Annotated in this window: 15 protein-coding genes; 4 read left to right on the plus strand and 11 right to left on the minus strand. The window is 64.4% G+C overall.

The features are described from left to right. Positions 1–8: 8 nt before the first annotated feature. Both purM and purF read right to left on the minus strand, forming a co-directional pair. Positions 9–1,112, minus strand: coding sequence for a phosphoribosylformylglycinamidine cyclo-ligase (gene purM, locus H6A16_RS09630; RefSeq protein ID WP_204618627.1), 1,104 nt, complete (start codon positions 1,110–1,112; stop codon positions 9–11). A 937-nt stretch (positions 1,113–2,049) separates the two neighbouring features. Next, the gene (purF, locus tag H6A16_RS09635) at positions 2,050–3,657 is read right to left on the minus strand and encodes an amidophosphoribosyltransferase (protein ID WP_204618629.1); all 1,608 of its coding nucleotides are present in this window, start codon (positions 3,655–3,657) and stop codon (positions 2,050–2,052) included. A gap of 250 nt (positions 3,658–3,907) precedes the next feature. Here purF and H6A16_RS09640 point away from each other — a divergent pair, with 250 nt between their 5' ends. Further along, positions 3,908–5,221 (plus strand): putative ABC transporter permease, encoded by a 1,314-nt coding sequence (locus H6A16_RS09640; RefSeq protein WP_204618646.1) that lies wholly within the window; start codon positions 3,908–3,910, stop codon positions 5,219–5,221. Positions 5,222–5,302: 81 nt separating this feature from the next. Here H6A16_RS09640 and H6A16_RS09645 read toward each other — a convergent pair whose 3' ends face one another. From H6A16_RS09645 to carA, 8 genes are all read right to left on the minus strand, one after another. After that, positions 5,303–5,557, minus strand: a complete 255-nt coding sequence (locus tag H6A16_RS09645) for a HepT-like ribonuclease domain-containing protein (RefSeq protein WP_204618631.1) — start codon at positions 5,555–5,557, stop codon at positions 5,303–5,305. A 67-nt stretch (positions 5,558–5,624) separates the two neighbouring features. Continuing rightward, positions 5,625–5,945, minus strand: a complete 321-nt coding sequence (locus tag H6A16_RS09650) for a nucleotidyltransferase family protein (protein ID WP_204618633.1) — start codon at positions 5,943–5,945, stop codon at positions 5,625–5,627. Positions 5,946–6,002: 57 nt separating this feature from the next. Next, positions 6,003–6,410, minus strand: a complete 408-nt coding sequence (locus H6A16_RS09655; RefSeq protein WP_204618634.1) for a molybdenum cofactor biosynthesis protein MoaE — start codon at positions 6,408–6,410, stop codon at positions 6,003–6,005. A 109-nt stretch (positions 6,411–6,519) separates the two neighbouring features. Further along, a complete protein-coding gene (locus H6A16_RS10835) occupies positions 6,520–8,106 on the minus strand; it encodes a class B sortase (RefSeq protein ID WP_239458326.1) in 1,587 nt (528 codons plus the stop codon). A 166-nt stretch (positions 8,107–8,272) separates the two neighbouring features. Continuing rightward, the gene (gene purE, locus H6A16_RS09665; protein WP_204618635.1) at positions 8,273–8,743 is read right to left on the minus strand and encodes a 5-(carboxyamino)imidazole ribonucleotide mutase; all 471 of its coding nucleotides are present in this window, start codon (positions 8,741–8,743) and stop codon (positions 8,273–8,275) included. Between the two features lie 123 nt (positions 8,744–8,866). Beyond that, positions 8,867–9,088, minus strand: coding sequence for a hypothetical protein (locus H6A16_RS09670; protein ID WP_204618636.1), 222 nt, complete (start codon positions 9,086–9,088; stop codon positions 8,867–8,869). A 146-nt stretch (positions 9,089–9,234) separates the two neighbouring features. After that, entirely contained in the window at positions 9,235–12,525 is a 3,291-nt protein-coding gene (gene carB / locus H6A16_RS09675; RefSeq protein WP_204618637.1) for a carbamoyl-phosphate synthase large subunit, read from the minus strand. A 135-nt stretch (positions 12,526–12,660) separates the two neighbouring features. Beyond that, positions 12,661–14,076: a glutamine-hydrolyzing carbamoyl-phosphate synthase small subunit gene (gene carA / locus H6A16_RS09680; RefSeq protein WP_204618638.1), complete on the minus strand. Its 1,416-nt coding sequence runs from the start codon at positions 14,074–14,076 to the stop codon at positions 12,661–12,663. 218 nt (positions 14,077–14,294) lie between these two features. Between carA and H6A16_RS09685 the strand changes: the two genes are divergently transcribed. From H6A16_RS09685 to H6A16_RS09695, 3 genes are all read left to right on the plus strand, one after another. Further along, a complete protein-coding gene (locus H6A16_RS09685) occupies positions 14,295–14,591 on the plus strand; it encodes a hypothetical protein (protein ID WP_204618639.1) in 297 nt (98 codons plus the stop codon). A gap of 39 nt (positions 14,592–14,630) precedes the next feature. Then, positions 14,631–14,921: a hypothetical protein gene (locus H6A16_RS09690; RefSeq protein ID WP_204618640.1), complete on the plus strand. Its 291-nt coding sequence runs from the start codon at positions 14,631–14,633 to the stop codon at positions 14,919–14,921. A gap of 130 nt (positions 14,922–15,051) precedes the next feature. Then, on the plus strand, positions 15,052–15,945 hold the full coding sequence (locus H6A16_RS09695; RefSeq protein WP_204618641.1) for a PfkB family carbohydrate kinase: 894 nt from the start codon (positions 15,052–15,054) through the stop codon (positions 15,943–15,945). Between the two features lie 1,279 nt (positions 15,946–17,224). Here H6A16_RS09695 and H6A16_RS09700 read toward each other — a convergent pair. Beyond that, the coding region (locus H6A16_RS09700) for a hypothetical protein (RefSeq protein WP_204618642.1) at positions 17,225–19,269 on the minus strand (2,045 nt) is incomplete at its 5' end.

Genomic DNA, 19,269 nt, shown 5'->3' on the forward strand with positions numbered 1-19,269 from the left:
ACTCGTCGCTACTGCTCATCGGAGTACACCACCTTGCCGGAACCCTCGACGCAGGTGCCCACGCGGAACGGCTTCTCGCCGAGCTCGACGAGCTTCTCGGTGATGGCGGCCTCGTCCTCCGGGGCGCAGATGATGCACAGGCCCACGCCCATGTTGAAGGTCTTGCAGGCCTCGTTGGGGGCAAGCTCGGCGTGCTCGGCGATATAGGTGATGACGGGCGGAACGTCCCAACCCATCTCGGAGCCGTTGCGAGTCACCACGGCGTCGACATCGGAGGCCAGCGCGCGGTTGAGGTTCTCGGTGATGCCGCCGCCGGTGATGTGGGCGAGCGCGTGCACGGGGGCACCGGAGCGCAGCAGGTCGAGAACGGGCTTCACGTAGATGCGCGTGGGTGCGAGCAGGGCATCGGCGAGGTTCAGGCCGTCGACGACCTCGATGCCCTCGAGCTCGGCCTTCTTAGCTGCGGCCTCAGGCGTGCCGGGGATGATACCGTCGACGCCGATGACCTTACGCACGAGCGAGTAGCCGTTGGAGTGCACGCCGGTCGAGGGCAGGCCCAGGATGACGTCGCCGGGGCGGACGTTTGCCGGGTCGAGCATCTTCGGGCGATCGACGACGCCCACGGCGAAGCCGGCCAGGTCGTAGTCGTCCGGGCGCATGACGCCGGGGTGCTCGGCCATCTCGCCGCCGACGAGCGCGCAGCCGGAAAGCTTGCAGCCGTCCGCGACGCCCTTGACGATCTTGGCCATGTGCTCGGCCTCGATGTGACCGATGGCGATGTAGTCGAGGAAGAACAGGGGCTCGGCGCCCGAGGCGAGGATGTCGTTCACGCACATGGCGACGAGGTCCTGGCCCACGGTCTCGTGGCGGTCGAGAATCTGGGCGAGCACGAGCTTGGTGCCCACGCCGTCGGTGCCGGAGATGAGGATGGGATCCTCCATGTCCTTGAGGGCTGCAGCGGAGAACAGGCCGCCGAAGCCGCCGATACCGCCGATGACCTCGGGACGGTTCGTCTCGGCCACCATCTGCTTGATCGCGTCGACCGCGCGGCCGCCCTCGGCGGTGTCGACGCCGGCGTCCTCATACGTGACGTGCTTGGTGTTCTCGCTCATGCGCATCCTTTCGAAAGGAGGTCCAACCTGCCCAAGATGATAACAGTCGACCGCGCCGATGAGGGCAGGCCTGCCGGCATAACAGCGAACAGTGAAAGGAATACACCAACGGGGCCGCACCCCACCCGAAAGCGGTATGAAGTGGAGTTAGACGATATGAACAGCCGGTTTTCAGTATTTCCTGCGGGTATCGTCGAGTAGCAACGAGATTCCTGAAAACGCGCAAGTCTCTGAGCTGGGCTTTTATTACTCGCACGGCATGCAATAAGCCGGGCTACTCGACCGACCGCGTAAGAAATGCTGAAAACCGGCTGTTCAGGGTGGTTAACTTATCGCGAGCACCCCGTCGACGTGGCCCGGGGACCCAAGACTCCCGCTCGGCGCGGCCGCGCGCCAAGCGGGAGCGGGCGACATGCCCGCCAGAAAGCCGCATGGAAACGAGCCGGCAAGATATGAAGGCCGTTTTCAGCGAATCTTTTCAGGAAGCCTGAGTAGGTGGGGAAGCGCTACAGTTGGTCTTTGCAAAACCGCAGCTCAGAGGCTTGCCCAATGGCTTGAAGGACGGCTCTACTCAGCTGGAGGCGCAAGAAACGCTGAAAACGGGCTTCATAATTGCCAACTTGCCGAAAATGCAAGGCTCGGCGTACAAAGGGCGGTCCTGGGGGCGGCGCTCCGGGCCCCGCAGGCCGCCCGAAGCGCCCATAACGCGGGGCCGACAAGATATAAAGCCGGTTTTCGGTGTATCTTTCGGGCAGGGCTGAGTAGGACAGCGAAATGCCGCGATCTGCCTCGACAAAATCCCAGCTCAGAGACCTGCACGAAACATGAAGAGGCCGCCCTACTCGAGCGGCCTCAAAAGATGCACCGAAAACCGGCTTCATATCTTGTTCGGGACCCTGCCGGGCCGCATAAAAGACCCGGAAAGCCGCCGCCGTACCTATGCGCCCGGGTGCGCGGCCTCCCAGCTGTGGTCGTGGTCCTTGGCGCGCACGACATCGCGCGGCAGCTTGGGACTCTCGGTGAGGTTGCAAGGGTCGTAGCCGGGCATGAACTTGTCGCGCCCGAAGCTCTCGGGGATGGCGACCGGGTACACGCCGGTGAAGCACGCTGTGCAGTAGCCGCGAGCGGGACAGCCCTCGCCCGCGCGCTCGCCGATCGCCGGCACGCAGGCAAGCAGGCCCTCGACAGACAGGAAGCCGAGCGAGTCGGCGCCGATATAGGAGCAGATCTCGTCCACGGTCTTGTTGGCGCTGATGAGCTGGGCCTGCACGTCGGTATCGATGCCGTAGAAGCAGGGCCACACGACCTCGGGCGAATTGATGCGCACGTGCACCTCGGCGGCGCCCGCCTGGCGCAGCATCTTAACGAGCTGCACCATGGTGGTGCCGCGCACGATGGAGTCGTCGATGACCACGAGGCGCTTGCCGGCGATGTTGTCGCGCAGCGGGTTGAGCTTCATGCGCACGCCCATGGCGCGCAGCTCCTGCGTGGGCTGGATGAACGTGCGGGCAACGTAGCGGTTCTTGATGAGGCCCTCGCCGAAGGGGATGCCGCTCTCGCGCGCGTAGCCCTCCGCCGGCGGCAGACCGGAATCGGGCACACCGATGACCATGTCGGCATCGACCGGGTTCTCGCGCGCAAGCTGACGTCCCATGTCGTAGCGGCAGGCGTAGACGGACTTGCCGCCCATGATGGAGTCGGGACGCGCGAAGTAGACCTGCTCGAAGATGCACTCGGCGCTCTCCGCGACGGCGGGCACGCCCTGCTCGGACACGAGGCCATCGGCCGAGATGCGCAGGATCTCGCCGGGGCGGATATCGCGCACGTAGGCGGCGCCCACGATGTCGAGCGCGCAGGTCTCGGACGCCACGACCCAGCCGTCGGCGGTAGTGCCCTCATCGGCGGTCTCGCCCTCTGCCACCAGGCGCCCCAGCACGAGCGGGCGGATGCCGTACGGATCGCGGAAGGCGTAGAGCGCCTCCTCGTTGATGAGGGTCATAGCGTAGCCGCCGCGCACGAGCTCCATGGTCTTGCGGATGCCCTCGCGCAGATGGTGCGTGCGCTGGGTGAAGTAGCCGATGAGCTTGGCCGCGACCTCGGAATCGGAGTTGGACAGGAAGGGCACGCCGAGCTCGATCAGCTGGCGGCGCAGCTCATCGGTGTTGACGAGCGTGCCGTTGTGCGCGAGCGCGATGATGACGTCGTTGATGGTGGAGAGGTGCGGCTGGGCGGCCTCCCAGCTCTTGGCACCCGCGGTGCCGTAGCGCACGTGGCCCACGGCGAGCTGGCCGGTGAGCGTGGAGAGGTCGGCATCGGAAAACACCTGGTCGATGAGGCCGAGGTCCTTGCGCACCATGACGGTGCCGCCGTCGCCCACCGCGATGCCTGCCGACTCCTGCCCGCGATGCTGCAGGGCCTTCAGGCCGAAGTACGTAAGGCGCGCAACATCGCGCTCGGGTGCCCACACGCCGAAGACGCCGCACTCCTCGTGCAGCGTATCGTCCCGGGTCTGATCTGCAGCCGCCATCGTGTTCTCTCGCAACATGAGCGTCCTGGTCCTTTCCTCCGCTCGCTCGCGCGCCCGCACGGCGCGAAACCCGCACATTATTGCACGGCTCGGGAGCGACGGCGAGCACGGCACACGTTGTCGACAGGTTTTTATCTTTCGCACCCGCGTTGCGCCCATGAGCCGCCTACGGGGAACTCGGCGCTTTTTGCCGCATGCCGGATTAGAACAGCAGCAAGTGGGGAGAAGGGCCTCAAGCAACAACCCGGGAGGAGCACCCGTGAATGCAATGACCGCGGCCCCGCGCCGCGCTGCAACCGAGCCGCGCGGCAACGGCCTCGACCCCAAAACCCCTACCCCGCAGGAGCAGCGGCACATCCCGCGCCTACTCAAGGTCTACGGCATCCTCTGCCTCATCGACGGCATCATCACCCTGCCGCTCATCGTGGTGCTCATCGCGCTCGTGGCGATCGTCCTCGTGCGGTCGCCGGAGAGCCTGAGCGTCGCGGCCGACCCCACCCTCACGGTCGTCGTGACCTGCTTCAGCGTCGTGCTGTCGCTCGTGGCGTCGGTGCTGCTCATCCGCTTCGGGCGCTCACTGCTCAAAAACCAGCGCCGCAATGCCGCGCTGTGGTCCGAGGCGCTGATCGTCATCACGCTTGCGCAGGCCATCGTCAACATCATGCTCGACGGCATAGGACCCAACCTCATCCAGCCGGCGATCCAGATGGTCATCCTGATCGTCATCTCGGTCACCGTCGACCCGACGCTGCGCCAGGAGCGCGACCTGCAGGCGCGGCTGCGCAGCATGCAGGAGCGCGAGGCCGCCGAGGAGGGCATGCTCGGCCGCGACGAAACCGGCGAGGGCTACATCAAGCTCAACTTCTTCAACCTGTTCTGGGTCTTCGTGGTGTGCAGCGTCATCGGCCTGGTGCTCGAGGTCATCTGGCACATGGTCGTCGTGGACCCGGGCGTGTACCAGGACCGCGCGGGCCTGCTGTTCGGCCCGTTCTCGCCCATCTACGGTGTGGGCGCCGTGCTCATGACCGTGGCACTCAACCGGTTCTACCGCAAGAACCCCCTCATCATCTTCGTGGTGAGCGCCGTCATCGGCGGCGTGTTCGAGGTCGCGGTGAGTTGGTTCATGCAGACCTCGTTCGGCGCGGTGGCCTGGGATTATTCCGGCGCCACGCTGTTCGGTCTGGTGCCCGACCCTATCGCCGCCATCGCGCACGGGCGCACCTGCACCATGTTCGCGGGTATCTGGGGCTTTCTGGGTCTCATCTGGATCAAGCTGCTGCTGCCGCGCCTGCTCGGCCTTATCAACCTGATTCCCTGGAAGGCACGCTACTCGTTCACCTCGCTGTGCGCCGTGCTGATGCTCGTGAACTGCGTCATGACGCTGCAGGCGCTGGACTGCTGGTTCGAGCGCGAGAGCAACATCGCGCCGAGCTCACCGGTCGAGGAGTTCTATGCCGCGCACTTCGACAACAGCTTCATGGCCAACCGCTTCCAGAGCATGACTATCCATCCCGAGAACACGAGCCGCGTGAACTCGGGCAGCGCGACGGAGACGGCGATGGGCGGCGGGGCGACGTCGTAGCTGCACGCCCGTATACATGAGGCGCGGCGGGCCGGATGTTCCATCGACCCGCCGCGCGCCCATTCACTCTCGTACAGCGCTCTAATCTTGCAGATGTTCGATTATCCACGCCTTCACGCGTGGATAATCCTCGACAGCGGTCTTGTACACCGTCTCGAAGTGCAAGGTGAAATAACCGTGGGCATAAACATCCCGGGTCTTGGCTGCATACCTGAGCTCGCTGCCAGGGAACGCCGCGTAGAACTCTTGAGACAAATGCTTGGCGAGCTCGCCGATATTGATCGATGCCATCGCGGCGGCGCGCTTCACCGTCTCATCCTTAAGGAACTCTTCCATCGAACGGTCACTGAGCAGGCCCTAGAGAAATGTAATCTCGTCGACGATGCGCTCGAGAACATGTTTGTCAGGCTGCCTCATACAACGGCACCTCTTTTGAGATCATCAACAGCGAGTCATCGGGAAGTGGGTCCTGAACGATATCGACCGGCACGTTGAAATGGCCCTCCATTGCTTCAAGCGCTCGGGCAAGGGTGAAGAAGCTGACCACAGGGTCTGAAAACGTGATTAACAGATCGACATCCGAATCGTCGTGCGCCCGCCCTTCCGCATAACTGCCGAAAAGAGCAACGCGTTTGATATGCGGACCGCTGTCGGCCTGTCCTTGCTGGTAGTCATCGACCGCAGAGAGGACAGCGCGACGGATCTCCTCAATCGAGCAGCACATGTTCTCTCCTTCCTCGCTACGTGTCTATTCTACCAGCGCGACATGACGCGCTGCGCCTTACGCCCGGTGCTCGACCTCGGAGACGCACTCGTTCTTGATGGTGCCGACGAGCGTCTGGAGGGCGTCGATCACGCGCGGGCGGATATCGCCGCCGATGAGCACGAGCATGATGTCGTCGCCCACCTCGAGCTCGCCCTCATTCAGCCACACGCGCACGTAGCCGATGCCGGGCAGCTGGCGGGTGACATCGACGGCCGCGTCGACCTTCGCGCGGTCATAGGAGAACGTCATGCCGCCAACCTTGCTGCCGGGCTGCACGCCGTCGGTCTCGATGCCGCGGACCTCGGCCTTGGGCGTCTCGCGCACCGTGCCGTTGTGCACGAGGTACATGCCGCATGCGCGGAAGCTCGGGTCGGCCTTGGCCTCTGCCAGCCATGCGTCGATAGAGGGCATCTGCTCTGCCATGGAAATCTCCCATCGTATGGTGAATGCGTTCGGTCTGCGGCATTGTACCCGCGTCGGGCGCTGGGCATGCGCGGCGGGCGCGATGCGGCGGGCGGGGAGCCCGTCGCGGTTAGCGGGCGACCGCCTCGGCCATGTCGAGCACCATGACGGCGCGCGTCGTGCGCGGGATGATCTCGCCCGCGCAGGTGACGAGGCTCATGACCCGCGTCGCCGATGACAGGCGCTCCTCGGCATCGGGCGCCTCGGCCTTCGCGTAGGTGTACAGGTCGGCGAGGTAGGCCGGCAGCGATTCGTCCGCGCCGGTGAAGTTGGGCTTGCGTGCATCCGTGTACGTGTCTTCGACCCGCGCGGTGAAGATGGGTTTCAGCACGTAGGTCGTGGTGCGCGTGATGTAGTACACCGTCTCGATCTTGTCGAACTCGGCCTGGTTGGTCGTGTTGTCGATGATCTTGAGCATCGAGCCGTCGTACATGTGGTGGCCGTACAGCGTCGTCTGCTGGTCGAGCATGCCGGGTGCGGTGTTGTCCATGTCCATGAAGATCGTGCCCGAGCCGTTGCCCGACAGATCGAAAAGGCGGTCCAGGTAGGTCGTGTTGTCGTCGGTGTGGACGACCGGATAGTTGACCACCGTGCCGGGAATGTAGATCCAGCCGACGATGTCGGGGTTGATGGCGGCAAGCGCGTCGAAGTCGACGTTGGGCACGCCGTCGCCCTCATCAGACGAGACCGCGTACTCCTCCTGCAGCTCCGTGTAGGTGCCCTGCGCCTGTTGGTAGCCGAGCAGCGCGCGGCCAAGCAGGACCGCGGCGACGATCAGCAGGATGACGCCGATCACGATGAGGACGGTGGAGAGCACCGAGCCGCGGCGGCGCGGCTTCGCGTCGTAGGGCGAGGGCTCTACGGGAGCCTCGCCGGCGCGCGGGATGCGCGGGGCGGCACCCTGGCTGGGGGCCGGCGTGCCGCGGGGGATGGTGCCGTAGGAGCTTGGGGCGGGGGCGATCGGCTGCTGGGGCACGGGTGCTGCGGCCGGGGCGGCGACGGTCGGCTGCTGGCGCGAGGGCACTGCGGCCGAAGCGACGACGATCGGCTGCGCGGGGGTCGGGACCGGGGCGGGCACCGCCGGGCCGGATGGCGCCAGCGTGGATGTCGAGGCGGCTGGCGACGGAACGGCATTGATGGAAGGAACGGCCGACTGCGCGGAAGCGGGAGCCGAGGCCGCACCGATGGCGGGAATCCGGTCGGCGGCGATTCGCTGCGCGGCCGGGGCCGGCACGGCGGGCGTGGGCACGCTGGCAGCGGTGGGCACGGACGGAGCGGCAGGCGTTACAGGCGCGGGCGCCGGGGTGCGTTCCGTCGCATCGGCAGAGTCCGCCGAGATGCCGGGCACTGTCTGGGGCTTCGGTGTCGTCGCGAAGCGCTTGCCGGCGGGGCGCTCCCCCACCTCGGTCGTGTCGGGCGCACTGAGCGTATCGGCCGGCCGAAAGTGACCCGCCCTCGCCTGGCCGCTGGCGGCAGGAGCGGCGAACCGCTTTCCCGCCGGGCGAGACGAAACGGGATCATCCGCATGCTTTTGGGCCGAGAAATGAGATCCGCTCGGGACCATCCGCATGCGCTCCGCGGGAATCGAGCCGAGCTCGCCGGAGAACGCGGAGGCGGGCTGCTTGCCCTCAGAGGTGTGTTTGCCGTTTGCTGCCATGCGTTTTTCGCCTTTCGTCGCAAGCGGAACAGGTGCGCGGGGCGGCCCCGCGCCCTGTATGCAGCGGGACCGCCGGCCCGGGCGCGTGTGCCCGGCATCGCCAGCGGTCCCGACCATGCTGTGGAAAACGCCGCCAAAGCGGGTCTTCCGACGTTGAATCCTACCGTTACGCCTCGGCCATCTCGCGCTTGAGATCCTCGACCACGGTGCGGTACTCCGGCATGGTGGCGCCGAGGATCTGCGTGGCGTAGATGGCGGCGTTCTTGGCGCCGTTGATGGCGACGCAGGCCACGGGCACGCCGGAGGGCATCTGCACCATGGACAGCAGGGAGTCGAGGCCGCCCAGGTCGCTCGTCTTCATGGGGACGCCGATCACGGGCAGCGGAGTGAAGGCCGCGACGACGCCACCGAGGTGCGCAGCCTTGCCGGCGGCGGCGATGATGACCTTGATGCCGCGCTCGGCAGCGCTGCCGGCCCACTCATGCACCTTGTCGGGCGTGCGGTGCGCGCTGGCGATGACGAGCTCGTAGGGAACGCCCAGGCGCTCGAGCTCGGCGGTGCAGCCCTCCATGGTGGGCAGGTCGGACTTGGAACCCATGATGATGCCCACGAGCGGGGTCTTCTCGGTATCTGCCATATGCGGCCTCCTAGCCTTCTTGGACGACGATGAACGGTTTCAGTATGTCCCTTTTCAGGACGGAGATGTTTGTGGACATCGATGTCCACAAACATCTCCGTCCTGAATGCGGACATCGGGGGACTAGCGCTTCTTGTGTGGGCGTTTTTTGCGGGCGGGACGCTGGGCCTGTGCGGACGCGCTTGCGCTGCGGCCACCGCCGCCTCGGCCCTCGCGACGTGCGCGCATGGCGTAGATGCCGCCGCCGAGCAGCGTGGCCAAGGCGATGATCAGCATGAACATGAGGGGGTTGCTTCCCGACGCTTCCTGCGTCGCCGCGGTGGCGGCAAGCATCACCATATGCATGGGCAAGACCTTTCCGAGCCGGACACACAACCCCAGTGTACCCACGAACGCCGCCCTGGCCTCATTGGGGACGTAGCCGGCGGAGGCCACATTTGGCCTCCGCCGGCTACGTCCCCAATGAGGCCAAGAAAGGCGGCGAGAGAGGGCTAGACCTCGTACTGGGGGAGATCCTGCAGGGCGATGACCTCCATGCCGGAGCCCTCGCCGGCGGCGTTTGCCTGCTGCAGGGCCTCGACGGCGGCGATGAAGGCGTTCGCGGCCGAAAGCGCGGTCAGGCAGGTGACACCACGGCGCACGGCCTCAGTGCGCACGATGTAGCCGTCGCCGCGCGAACCCGGGCCGTAGGGCGTGTTGATGATGAAGGCGATCTCGCCGTTGGCGATCATGTCGCCCACGTTGGGATGCGGCCCGCTGATCTTCTCCACGACCTCGCAGGGCACGTTGCCGCCCGCGAGCACGCGCGCCGTGCCCTCGGTGGAGCACACGGTGAAGCCCAGGTGGCGCAGGATACGCGCCAGCGACAGGATGTGGCGCTTGTCGCGGTCGTTCACCGAGATGAACACCTTGCCGCTGCCGGGGCGCGGCAGCTCGTAGCTGATGGCGAGCTGCGACTTGGCATAGGCCTCCGGGTAGCTCTTGGCGATGCCCATGACCTCGCCGGTCGACTTCATCTCGGGGCCGAGCACCACATCGGCGCCGGGGAAGCGGCCCCACGGCATGACGGCTTCCTTCATGCAGAACCAGTCGAGATGGCGGTCGTCGGCGGGAAGCCCCAGCTCGGAGATCTTCTCGCCCGCCATGATGCAGGCAGCGGCCTTTGCCAGCGGCACGCCGGTGGCCTTGGAGATGAACGGCACCGTGCGGCTCGCGCGCGGGTTGGCCTCGATCACGTAGACGGTCTCGCCGCGGATGGCGTACTGCACGTTGACGAGGCCCTGCACGCCGAGCGCCAGCGCGATGCGGCGCGTGGTGTCGCGCAGCTTCTCGACCAGGCTCTCGGAGAAGCTGAACGGCGGGATGCAGGTGGCGGAGTCACCGGAGTGGATGCCCGCCTCCTCGATGTGCTCGAGGATGCCGCCGATGTAGACCTCCTCGCCGTCGCACAGGGCGTCGACGTCGGACTCGATAGCGCCCTCCAGGAAGCGGTCGAGGTACACGGGATAGTCGGGGCTCACGCGCGCCGCCTCGGCCATGTACTCGCGCAGGTGATCGGCATCGTAGGCGATCATCATGCCGCGGCCGCCCAGCACGTAGGAGGGGCGCACCAGCAGCGGGTAGCCGATGCGCGCCGCCACGGCCTCAGCCTCCTCGAAGGAGGTCGCCATGCCCGCCGGCGGGTACATGATGCCCAGGTTGTCGAGCAGGGCGCTGAAGCGCTCGCGGTCCTCGGCCCAGTCGATGGCGTCGGGCTGGGTGCCCATGATGTGCACGCCGGAATCGGCCAGCATGCGGGCCAGCTTGAGCGGCGTCTGGCCGCCGAGGGTCACCACGACGCCGTCGGGGCGCTCGACATCCACGATGTCCATGACGTCCTCGTAGGTGAGCGGCTCGAAATACAGGCGGTCGCTCGTGTCGTAGTCGGTCGACACGGTCTCGGGGTTGCAGTTGACCATGATGGTCTCGAACCCGCGGCCGGCGAGCGCGTAGCTCGCGTGCACGCAGCAGTAGTCGAACTCGATGCCCTGGCCGATGCGGTTGGGGCCGGCTCCCAGAATCATCGCCTTGGGCTTTGTGGTCGGCGTGACCTCGTCGGCGGCCACGGAGCGGCGGGCGTCCAGACCCGCGCGCAGCGGCGCCTCGTAGGTCTTGTAGTGGTACTCCGTGGCGCTCTGGAACTCGGCGGCGCAGGTGTCGACCGTCTTCATGGACGGCACGACGCCCAGGCCCTTGCGGTAGGCGCGTACGAAGCGCTCGTCGCTGTTCGTGAGCAGGGCGATCTCGGCGTCGCTCGCGCCGTACTGCTTGAGCAGGCGCATCGCGTCGGCGTCGATGTCCTCCACGCGCATGCCGCGCGCCGCCTCGCGCACGGCGGCCATGTCGGCCAGGCGGGTGAGGAACCACGGGTCGATGCCGCATGCCTCGTGCAGGCGCTCCACGCTCCAGCCGCGGCGCAGCGCCTCGACCACGTAGTGGATGCGGCTCTCGGTGGGCGTGCGGACGCCCTCGAGCAGCTCGTCGTCATCGATGGCGTCCAGGCCGTCCTTGGCGGAAAACAGGCCCACGCGACCGTCCTCGAGCGAGCGCATCGCCTTGCCGAAGCTCTCCTCGAAGGTGCGGCCGATGGCCATGATCTCGCCCACGGCCTTCATGCGCGTGGACAGCGTGGTGTCGGTGCCCTTGAACTTCTCGAACGCGAAGCGCGGCACCTTGACCACGCAGTAGTCGATGGAGGGCTCGAAGCACGCCGGCGTAGCGCGCGTGATGTCGTTCACGATCTCGTCGAGCGTGTAACCCACGGCCAGGCGCGCGGCGGCCTTGGCGATGGGGAAGCCCGTGGCCTTGGACGCGAGGGCCGAGGAGCGGGACACGCGCGGGTTCATCTCGATGACGATGAGGCGGCCGTTCTTGGGGTTGACGGCGAACTGCACGTTGGAGCCGCCGGTCTCGACGCCGACCTTCTCCAGGATGGCGAGCGACGCGGTGCGCATGCGCTGGTACTCGAGGTCGGAGAGCGTCTGCGCCGGCGCGACGGTGATGGAGTCGCCGGTGTGCACGCCCATGGGGTCGAGGTTCTCGATGGAGCACACGATGATGCCGTTGCCGGCGCGGTCGCGCATGACCTCCATCTCGTATTCCTTCCAGCCCTCGATGGACTCCTCGACGAGGACCTCGTGGGCGGGCGAGAGCTCGAGGCCCTGGGAGACGATCTCGATGAGCTCCTCCTCGGTGTGGGCGATGCCGCCGCCCGCGCCGCCGAGCGTGAAGCTCGGGCGCAGCACGCAGGGGTAGCCCACGCGCGCGACGATGTCGAGCGCGTCCTGGACGGAGTAGGCGTAGCCGGAGCGGGCGACCTCGAGGCCGATCTCGGCCATGGCCTCGTTGAACAGCTTGCGGTCCTCGCCGCGCTCGATGGCGGCGAGGTCGCAGCCGATCATCTCGACGCCGTACTTGTCGAGGGCGCCGTTCTTGGCGAGCTCGACGGCGGCGTTCAGGCCGGTCTGGCCGCCCAGCGTGGGCAGCAGCGCGTCGGGGTGCTCGCGGGCGATGACCTTCTCGACGAACTCGGCCGTGATGGGCTCGACGTAGGTGCGGTCAGCAAGCCCCGGGTCGGTCATGATGGTGGCGGGGTTGGAGTTGACGAGGACGACCTCGTAGCCCTCCTCCTTGAGCACCTTGCAGGCCTGGGCGCCGGAGTAGTCGAACTCGCAGGCCTGGCCTATCACGATCGGGCCGGAGCCGATGACGAGGATGCGTTTGATATCAGTACGTTTAGGCATGGAAACTCTTCTCTATCCCTGCGGCCTCCCGTAGTGTCCGACCTTGCCCTTCACTCGTCGGTCGCCGCGCACCAGGCGTGCTCCCTCCTCGTTCAAGGCAATCTCGGGCACTACGGAAGCCCGTCTCCGTGGTCGTTATTCGGCAGCGAAGGTCCAGCCGGCCAGGCGGTCTTTCGCGATATCGATGTTCAGGTAGTCGGGGTCGCCGTCCATGAGGCGCGCGAACGCCGTGAACAGGTAGTGGGCGTCGGTCGGACCGGGCGCGGCCTCGGGATGGTACTGCACGCAGAAAGCGGGGCGGTCAAGCAGCTGGATGCCCTCGGCCGTGCCGTCGTTGAGGTTCACATGCGTCAGGCGGATGCGGCCGAAGCGCTCGTTTTCCACCACGGGCGCCACGCCGCGCTCAACCCAGAAGCGCAGGTCGCCGTTGGCGGGATGCTCGGCCAAGCCGCCGGAGAGCTCGGGCACGAGCGCGCCCAGGCTCGGGAACACAAGCCCGAAGCCGTGGTTTTGCGCGGTGATCTCCACGCGGCGGCTAATGAGGTTCATGACGGGCTGATTGCCGCCGCGATGGCCGAACTTGAGCTTTTCCATCTGGGCGCCGCAGGCGAGGCTGATCATCTGGTGCCCCAGGCAGATGCCGAACAGCGGCACGCGGCCGATGAGCTCGCGCACCTGGGAGTAGGTCTCCTCCACGGCATCCGGGTCGCCCGGGCCGTTGGACAGAAAGACGCCGTCGGGGTTGCCCGCCAGGACCTCCTCGGCCGGGGTATCCCACGGCACGACCGTGAGCTCGCAGCCCACGCGCACGAGACCCTCGAGGATGCCGCGCTTAATGCCGCAGTCGTACACCGTCACGCGGTAGCGCGGCTCGGCGGGCGCGGAGGAGGCGAAGTCGTGGGCGGCCGGCAGGTCGGCGGCGGTGTAGGGATGCGCCTCGGCGCAGCTCACCGTGCGCACGAGGTTCTGGCCCACGAGCGAGGGCGCCGCATCGAGCAGCTCGACGAGCTCGGCGATGCCGAAGACCTCGGTGGAGATGATGCCCTTCTGGGCGCCGTGATCGCGCAGATGGCGCACGAGGGCACGCGTGTCGACGCCCTCGATGCCCACGATGCCCATCTGCTCCAGATAGTCGGGCACCGAGACCTGGCTGCGCCAGTTGGACGGGGCGGCGCACATGTCGTGCACGACGACGCCGCGCAGCGCCGGGGTGTTCGCCCCCCGTTCGGAGCTGCCTGGGAAGGCGCTCTGGACGTCGGCGGGGTCGATGCCGTAGTTGCCGATCTGGGGGTAGGTCATGGTCACGATCTGGCCGGCGTAGCTCGGGTCGGTGAAGACCTCGTAGTAGCCCTCGAGCGACGTGTTGAAGCAGACCTCGCCGGTCGCCGTGCCCTGGGCGCCGCACGCGCGGCCATAAAAAACGGTCCCGTCCTCAAGCATGAGGATAGCGGGACCGCGGTAGCCCTTGCTTGTCTGCGAGATGATGCGCTGCGCAAGCTCGCTCGGCGCAGCCTTTCGAGTTTCGATGCCAACAGTGGTTCTGAGTTCCATAAACGCTCCTTTTCGGTCTCTCGGGACCGCTTTAAAGGATGGATAAGTCCTGTGGCATTGTACGCTTATTCTCGCATCGTAATTGAGTTGAAACACAATTATTCATTTTGGCGGGAATATTCGATGGATTTATACGGAAGGGAGCGGGCGCAACGGGGCGTAGGCCGGCGGCGGGATGCTGCCCTCCGCCGATTGTTGCGCAACAGGGCGTGCGGCGCATGACCGACGATAGGGGCAGCGCAACCTGCTGCGATTGGAGCACCATGCCTGCCGAGGAACTTGCCGCCGCGTTCTTTCACGCCCGCGATGACGCCGCGCGACGCGACGCCGCGCTCGAGCTTGCCGCCTGGTGCCATGACCATGAGGCTCCGTTCTCCTACTTTGGACAGCTCGCGACCGAGGGCGACTGGGTCGCATCCGCGTACTCCTACACGCCGGCGTCCGACCGCGCCGAGCGCTACCGGCTGGCGCGGCGCGCGGCCGCGTGGTGCTGCAGCAACGGGGCGAGCATCTGATTCAGAGAGACTTGGCTCAACGAGGGCGCGTGGCTCGCTATGGCCTACCGGGCCTGCGACGACAGCGCCAGCGCCCGGGAGCTCGCGCTGCGCCTGGCAGATCTCTGCCTGGGCGGGCACACGTCCTATCTGGTGGACGGCAGCTGGCTGAACGCCGGCGACTGGCTTGCCCGCGCGTACGCTCGCGCGCAAGGCGACGACGCCGCGCGCATTGCCGGGCGCGTAGCCACCTGGTGCCGCGAGAACGACTGCTCCGTGCAGCTCGAGGGCGCTTGGCACGACGCCGCCTGGTGGGAGCACGCGAGCAACGGAAGCGCCGCCGCCCGATAGCATCGCCGGGCGAAACCGCCCCGACACCGGAAATGTGAACAAGAAGATTGTTGGACTTGCCTTGGTGCCAAAGCGCTAAGGTGGGGTGCGTACGCTGGTCCATAAGTCCGCGGAAGAAAGAGGAATAACCATGTCTAACGGAATCACCAGCCCAGAAATGCCCCTTTACCAGCGCGAGGGGGCCTACATCCCGCGTGTCGCCGCCGTGCACGATATGTGCGGCTACGGCAAGTGCTCACTCGGCGTCGCCATCCCCGTGCTCTCCGCTGCAGGCTGCGACGTATGCCCCGTGCCCACCTCGCTGTTCAGCTCGCACACGGCGTTCCCCGGCTGGTACATGCACGATACGACTGAGATGCTCAGCGACTACCTGGCTGCTTGGAAGAACATCGGCGTGGATATCGACGCCGTGTACTCCGGCTTCTTGGGCGCGCCCGAGCAGGTCGACCGCATTCGCGATCTATACGAGATGTATCCGAAGGCGCTGCGCGTCGTCGACCCGGTGATGGCCGACCACGGCAAGGTCTACCCCACCTACACGCCCGAGCTCTGCGAGGCTATGGCCGAGCTCGCCGAGGGTGCCGACATCCTGACCCCCAACCTGACCGAGGCCGCCATCATCCTGGGCGAGCCTATCGGTGACGCATGGGCGGGCGAGAACATCGCGGATGACGAGGCACACCGCCTGGTTGACGCCCTGCTCGCCAAGGGGACGCATACCGTGGTGCTCAAGGGCATCCAGCGCGGGGACGGCCAGATCCGCAACTTTGTGGGCACCGATGGCGGCGCGTTCTTTGAGGTCAAAAACGAGCTGCTGCCCTACATGCTGCACGGCACCGGCGACCTGTACTGCTCGTGCCTGCTGGCCGCCGTCATGGCTGGCCGCACGCTGCGCGAGTCCGTCGTGTTCGCGGGCGACTTCGTGCACGATGCGATGATTGTCTCGTCGAAGCAGCCGCAGTTCCAGGACCGCGGCGTGTCGTTCGAAACGATGCTCGGCCGTGTCTCCGACCTGTTGAAATAGTGCAAGTTTGGGGACAGGTCCCAAACTTTCATCCGAGCCCCGCGCACAGCTGCACGGGGCTTTTTGCTGGCTCGGCAGCTCGATAGAGCGCGCCCGCACGTTTGAAGGCAGCCCCAGGTCCACGGCTCTATAGCTTCTGCTCGTCCGAGCGGCGCACGCTTGGCTTTCCGCCGGACAAGCGCCGCTTTCTTTCCGCTCAGCCATGATGGAAGGGCACTTTGTCCGTGGACACAGCTCATTTCTGCGACTGGCGGAAAGTAAGTTCAGATATGCGTTACCTACTTAGCTGCTTGGTTGTGCCGTTATGACCGTTTTGCTTCTCAAACAGTCATAACGGTCACATATTTGACGCATTTTCGCGGCTGCAGACGCCTATAGGGCGGCTTTTGCCCCGATTTTCACTACCCACAAGCAAGATGGGTAACGCATATCTGAACTAACTTTCGCCCAAGTGGACAATTGCCCCAGATATGTACTACTCGCACCTCGACGGGATGCCGATATGCAATATAAGATGCTGCACTTTTCACTGGTCTGCGAGCGTGAACCCTCGCCCACCTGCCCCGACTCCCAATCCGCCCTCTGAGTCGGCTCGAAAAGATACATATCTGGTCAGATTGTCCAGTCTCCGGCCACAAGACTCAATGATGACAGTTGGGACGGGGCTCGCTGTCATAGAAAAGTCCCACGCACGGGGCGATGTCAGCGGGGCCTTGCGTGAAAGATTGGGGCCTGTCCCCGAACTTTCACTTGAGGAGGGCTGAGCGGTAGACCCGGCCGATTTCACCCAGCTCGGGGCGCCCGGCAAATTCGGCAAGTCATCGCCAGATGGCGTTGACCGAAGACCGGCGCGGGCGCCCTTCGCCCTGAAAAAAACCCGCGCCACGCAGGGCTGCGCTTGGGTATACTCAGTACGAGCAGAAGGTTTCAAGCCCTCCTGCAATTTGGTGTAGTGGTGGGTGAACCCACACAGAACAACCGCCTTGGCAGGGGCGGTTGTTCCCGTTTTAGGGGCTCACCCACCGAAAAGTGTCATTAGACCACCAGGATCAAGATGACCACAAACGCCACGAGAAGATGACCGGGCAACCTGCGGATTTACGACACTGGAGCATGTCTCAACTGTCATAACCGAGTGGGCCGATCCGACAATATGTATATTCTCGACACCTTGTTCGGTATTTCCGCAGGATGCGCTCGCTGCCCGTTCCGAGAATATATATTCTCGGAACGGGCAGCCCGGTGTAACAGCTTGGGACCTGCCCCCAAACTTGCAACGCTACAGGTTCCAGTCCGCCATGCCGACTGATTCGACCTGATCGGCATCGTTGATGTAAAAGAACAGCACAATGGAACTTGGCAGCCGATATGCCTCATGAGTCGAAGACGAACTGATTAGAACGCCGCCGGCATCCAGCGCGCGCTTCCTCGCGGCCGATATTCCCATATCAGGCGCAATGCCGTAAAGACAGTAACCCCAGGCCCTCACCTCAATGAAATCGACAGCCAGGTCGTCTTTAAGAGAGCTGATGATCACTTGTTCGTTTGCGTACTCTACGCCGGCGGTTGCATGACTGTTGCTCATATCGTCAAAATGGTCAATCGCATCATACAGGTTGGTGCCATACAGTGAGGATATTTCTTCATTTTCCGAGATGACGAAATCGTGATCCCCGAAATCGACGCCTCCCGTCAATATCTTGAACTCGTACTCTCCCTCACCGAAATAGTCCGTCCCACTCAAACACTCAACTCGAACGGCAAGCCCGTTCTCCAATTCAGAGAACGTAATCTGATAGTCGTTCTTACTTCTCTGATCCTCTGCAGAGTACTGCGCAACACCGTCCTCAAGATCGATGAAGAAGTCCAAGACGGAAGGAAGGACCGTATCCCTGTGTTTGGCCAGCCAGCAAGTCAGTCCGTCAGCCCCTCGAGTAATCTCAATGTCATATGTCACATCGCCATGCCTTATCGTGCCAAACGTTTTGCCGACATATTTGCTCCACTCGATACCGGGCATTTGCTCAGATTCATCCCAAGTGCAGTCTTTCACCCACGCCGATCCTTGGTCGGTGCGTTCCCAGTGATTGGAAAGCTTGATTGGGCTGTTCCTTTCGTTCATTAACTCGTGTTCGATCTTCAGAGAATCCGTCCACTCGCCAAACACCTCAGCGAACACGTCGCAGTACAGCCAAAAGTCTAGGTACAAACAGGTGAGCTTGGGACGCACTTCTGTTTTTACTCGTGAACCTAAGCCGCCCTCAAGACCCGCGTCCACGATCGGCTGACCGAGGATCTGCAGGGCAACCACGTCTTGCACGCCGATTTTGCCCTCTATCATCGCTTCGAGATTGAACTCATTGCGCTGCTCAATACCTCCCGTTATCCGAGGGCTATCTTCGAGATAGTTCTTTTCGGCATGGATGTCCACGGAAAACGAAGTGCTGTAACTGACCTCACCGGTTATATCGATCGTCGCGTACACGTTGAAGAACAATCCGCATCCGAGCGGCAGAGACGTAAACGGAATGGGAATCGAAGCGATCTTGATTTTCTGCATCTTATCTGGCAGAGCATCTACCGAGAGCTGCATTACCGGCGTGACCGTAGCGTCCGCGTCAAGGTTGTAATACTCGTATTTACGCCTAAGAAAACCAGTTCCCGCCCACGCGTCGTCATATTGGACAAGCGCGTCAAATCCCGAGACAAGAATGCCTCCGGTAAAAGTTGCATCATCTTCAAATCGGAGGGAAAACAGCAGCTTAACGGCACCGTTGTCAGACACCTCCGCCTTGAAGCTCCCGAATTCCGCGGAATCGCCCCATTCAACCTTCTTGTTAACAGCATTTACGAGATCTTCCTGGGTCAAGGTCTCGTTAATCCAAAGGTCATCATAGGCGTTGGCAATAGCCAGCAAATCGCCCGTAATAATGTAGTCCGCGTCCTCTATCTCGTCTGGATCAGCCAGCCTAATATCCGTTGTCTTGATAATCGTGCCGAGCGGAAGCGGCTCGGAGCGCTTGAATCCCACCGAATCTCCCACGCGAAGAGCGCTCGCGTCGCCCTTGACGCCTATCCGAATGGTATCGCCGTCTTTTGAGGCATACACAGGCGTGAGGCCATTGGCAACAACTACGCCTGCAGCATAGGTGCCCGAAGACGGCTTGCTATCGTCAAAATCGTCCGGGATCTCATCCTCCTGCACGTCACTGAGTAATCGTCCTTCTCGGTACCGGGTGCAGCGCGAATCGATACCGCCTCGCGCCCACGCCGATATTCCCGTTCGATACCGCCGGTATTCCGCCTCGGTACCGGCCGCGGACG

It is taken from the genome of Collinsella tanakaei (assembly GCF_016900375.1).
In the GTDB taxonomy this organism is placed as follows: Bacteria; Actinomycetota; Coriobacteriia; order Coriobacteriales; family Coriobacteriaceae; genus Collinsella.

Excerpts from the sequence above, each read along its gene's own strand:
- purF (WP_204618629.1), bottom strand. The coding sequence starts at position 3,657 with ATGTTGCGAGAGAACACGATGGCGGCTGCAGATCAGACCCGGGACGAT.
- purE (WP_204618635.1), bottom strand. The coding sequence starts at position 8,743 with ATGGCAGATACCGAGAAGACCCCGCTCGTGGGCATCATCATGGGTTCC.
- H6A16_RS10835 (WP_239458326.1), bottom strand. The coding sequence starts at position 8,106 with ATGGCAGCAAACGGCAAACACACCTCTGAGGGCAAGCAGCCCGCCTCC.
- carB (WP_204618637.1), bottom strand. The coding sequence starts at position 12,525 with ATGCCTAAACGTACTGATATCAAACGCATCCTCGTCATCGGCTCCGGC.
- H6A16_RS09685 (WP_204618639.1), top strand. The coding sequence starts at position 14,295 with ATGACCGACGATAGGGGCAGCGCAACCTGCTGCGATTGGAGCACCATG.
- H6A16_RS09690 (WP_204618640.1), top strand. The coding sequence starts at position 14,631 with ATGGCCTACCGGGCCTGCGACGACAGCGCCAGCGCCCGGGAGCTCGCG.
- purM (WP_204618627.1), bottom strand. The coding sequence starts at position 1,112 with ATGAGCGAGAACACCAAGCACGTCACGTATGAGGACGCCGGCGTCGAC.
- H6A16_RS09695 (WP_204618641.1), top strand. The coding sequence starts at position 15,052 with ATGTCTAACGGAATCACCAGCCCAGAAATGCCCCTTTACCAGCGCGAG.
- H6A16_RS09645 (WP_204618631.1), bottom strand. The coding sequence starts at position 5,557 with ATGGAAGAGTTCCTTAAGGATGAGACGGTGAAGCGCGCCGCCGCGATG.
- H6A16_RS09670 (WP_204618636.1), bottom strand. The coding sequence starts at position 9,088 with ATGCATATGGTGATGCTTGCCGCCACCGCGGCGACGCAGGAAGCGTCG.
- H6A16_RS09655 (WP_204618634.1), bottom strand. The coding sequence starts at position 6,410 with ATGGCAGAGCAGATGCCCTCTATCGACGCATGGCTGGCAGAGGCCAAG.
- carA (WP_204618638.1), bottom strand. The coding sequence starts at position 14,076 with ATGGAACTCAGAACCACTGTTGGCATCGAAACTCGAAAGGCTGCGCCG.
- H6A16_RS09650 (WP_204618633.1), bottom strand. The coding sequence starts at position 5,945 with ATGTGCTGCTCGATTGAGGAGATCCGTCGCGCTGTCCTCTCTGCGGTC.
- H6A16_RS09640 (WP_204618646.1), top strand. The coding sequence starts at position 3,908 with ATGACCGCGGCCCCGCGCCGCGCTGCAACCGAGCCGCGCGGCAACGGC.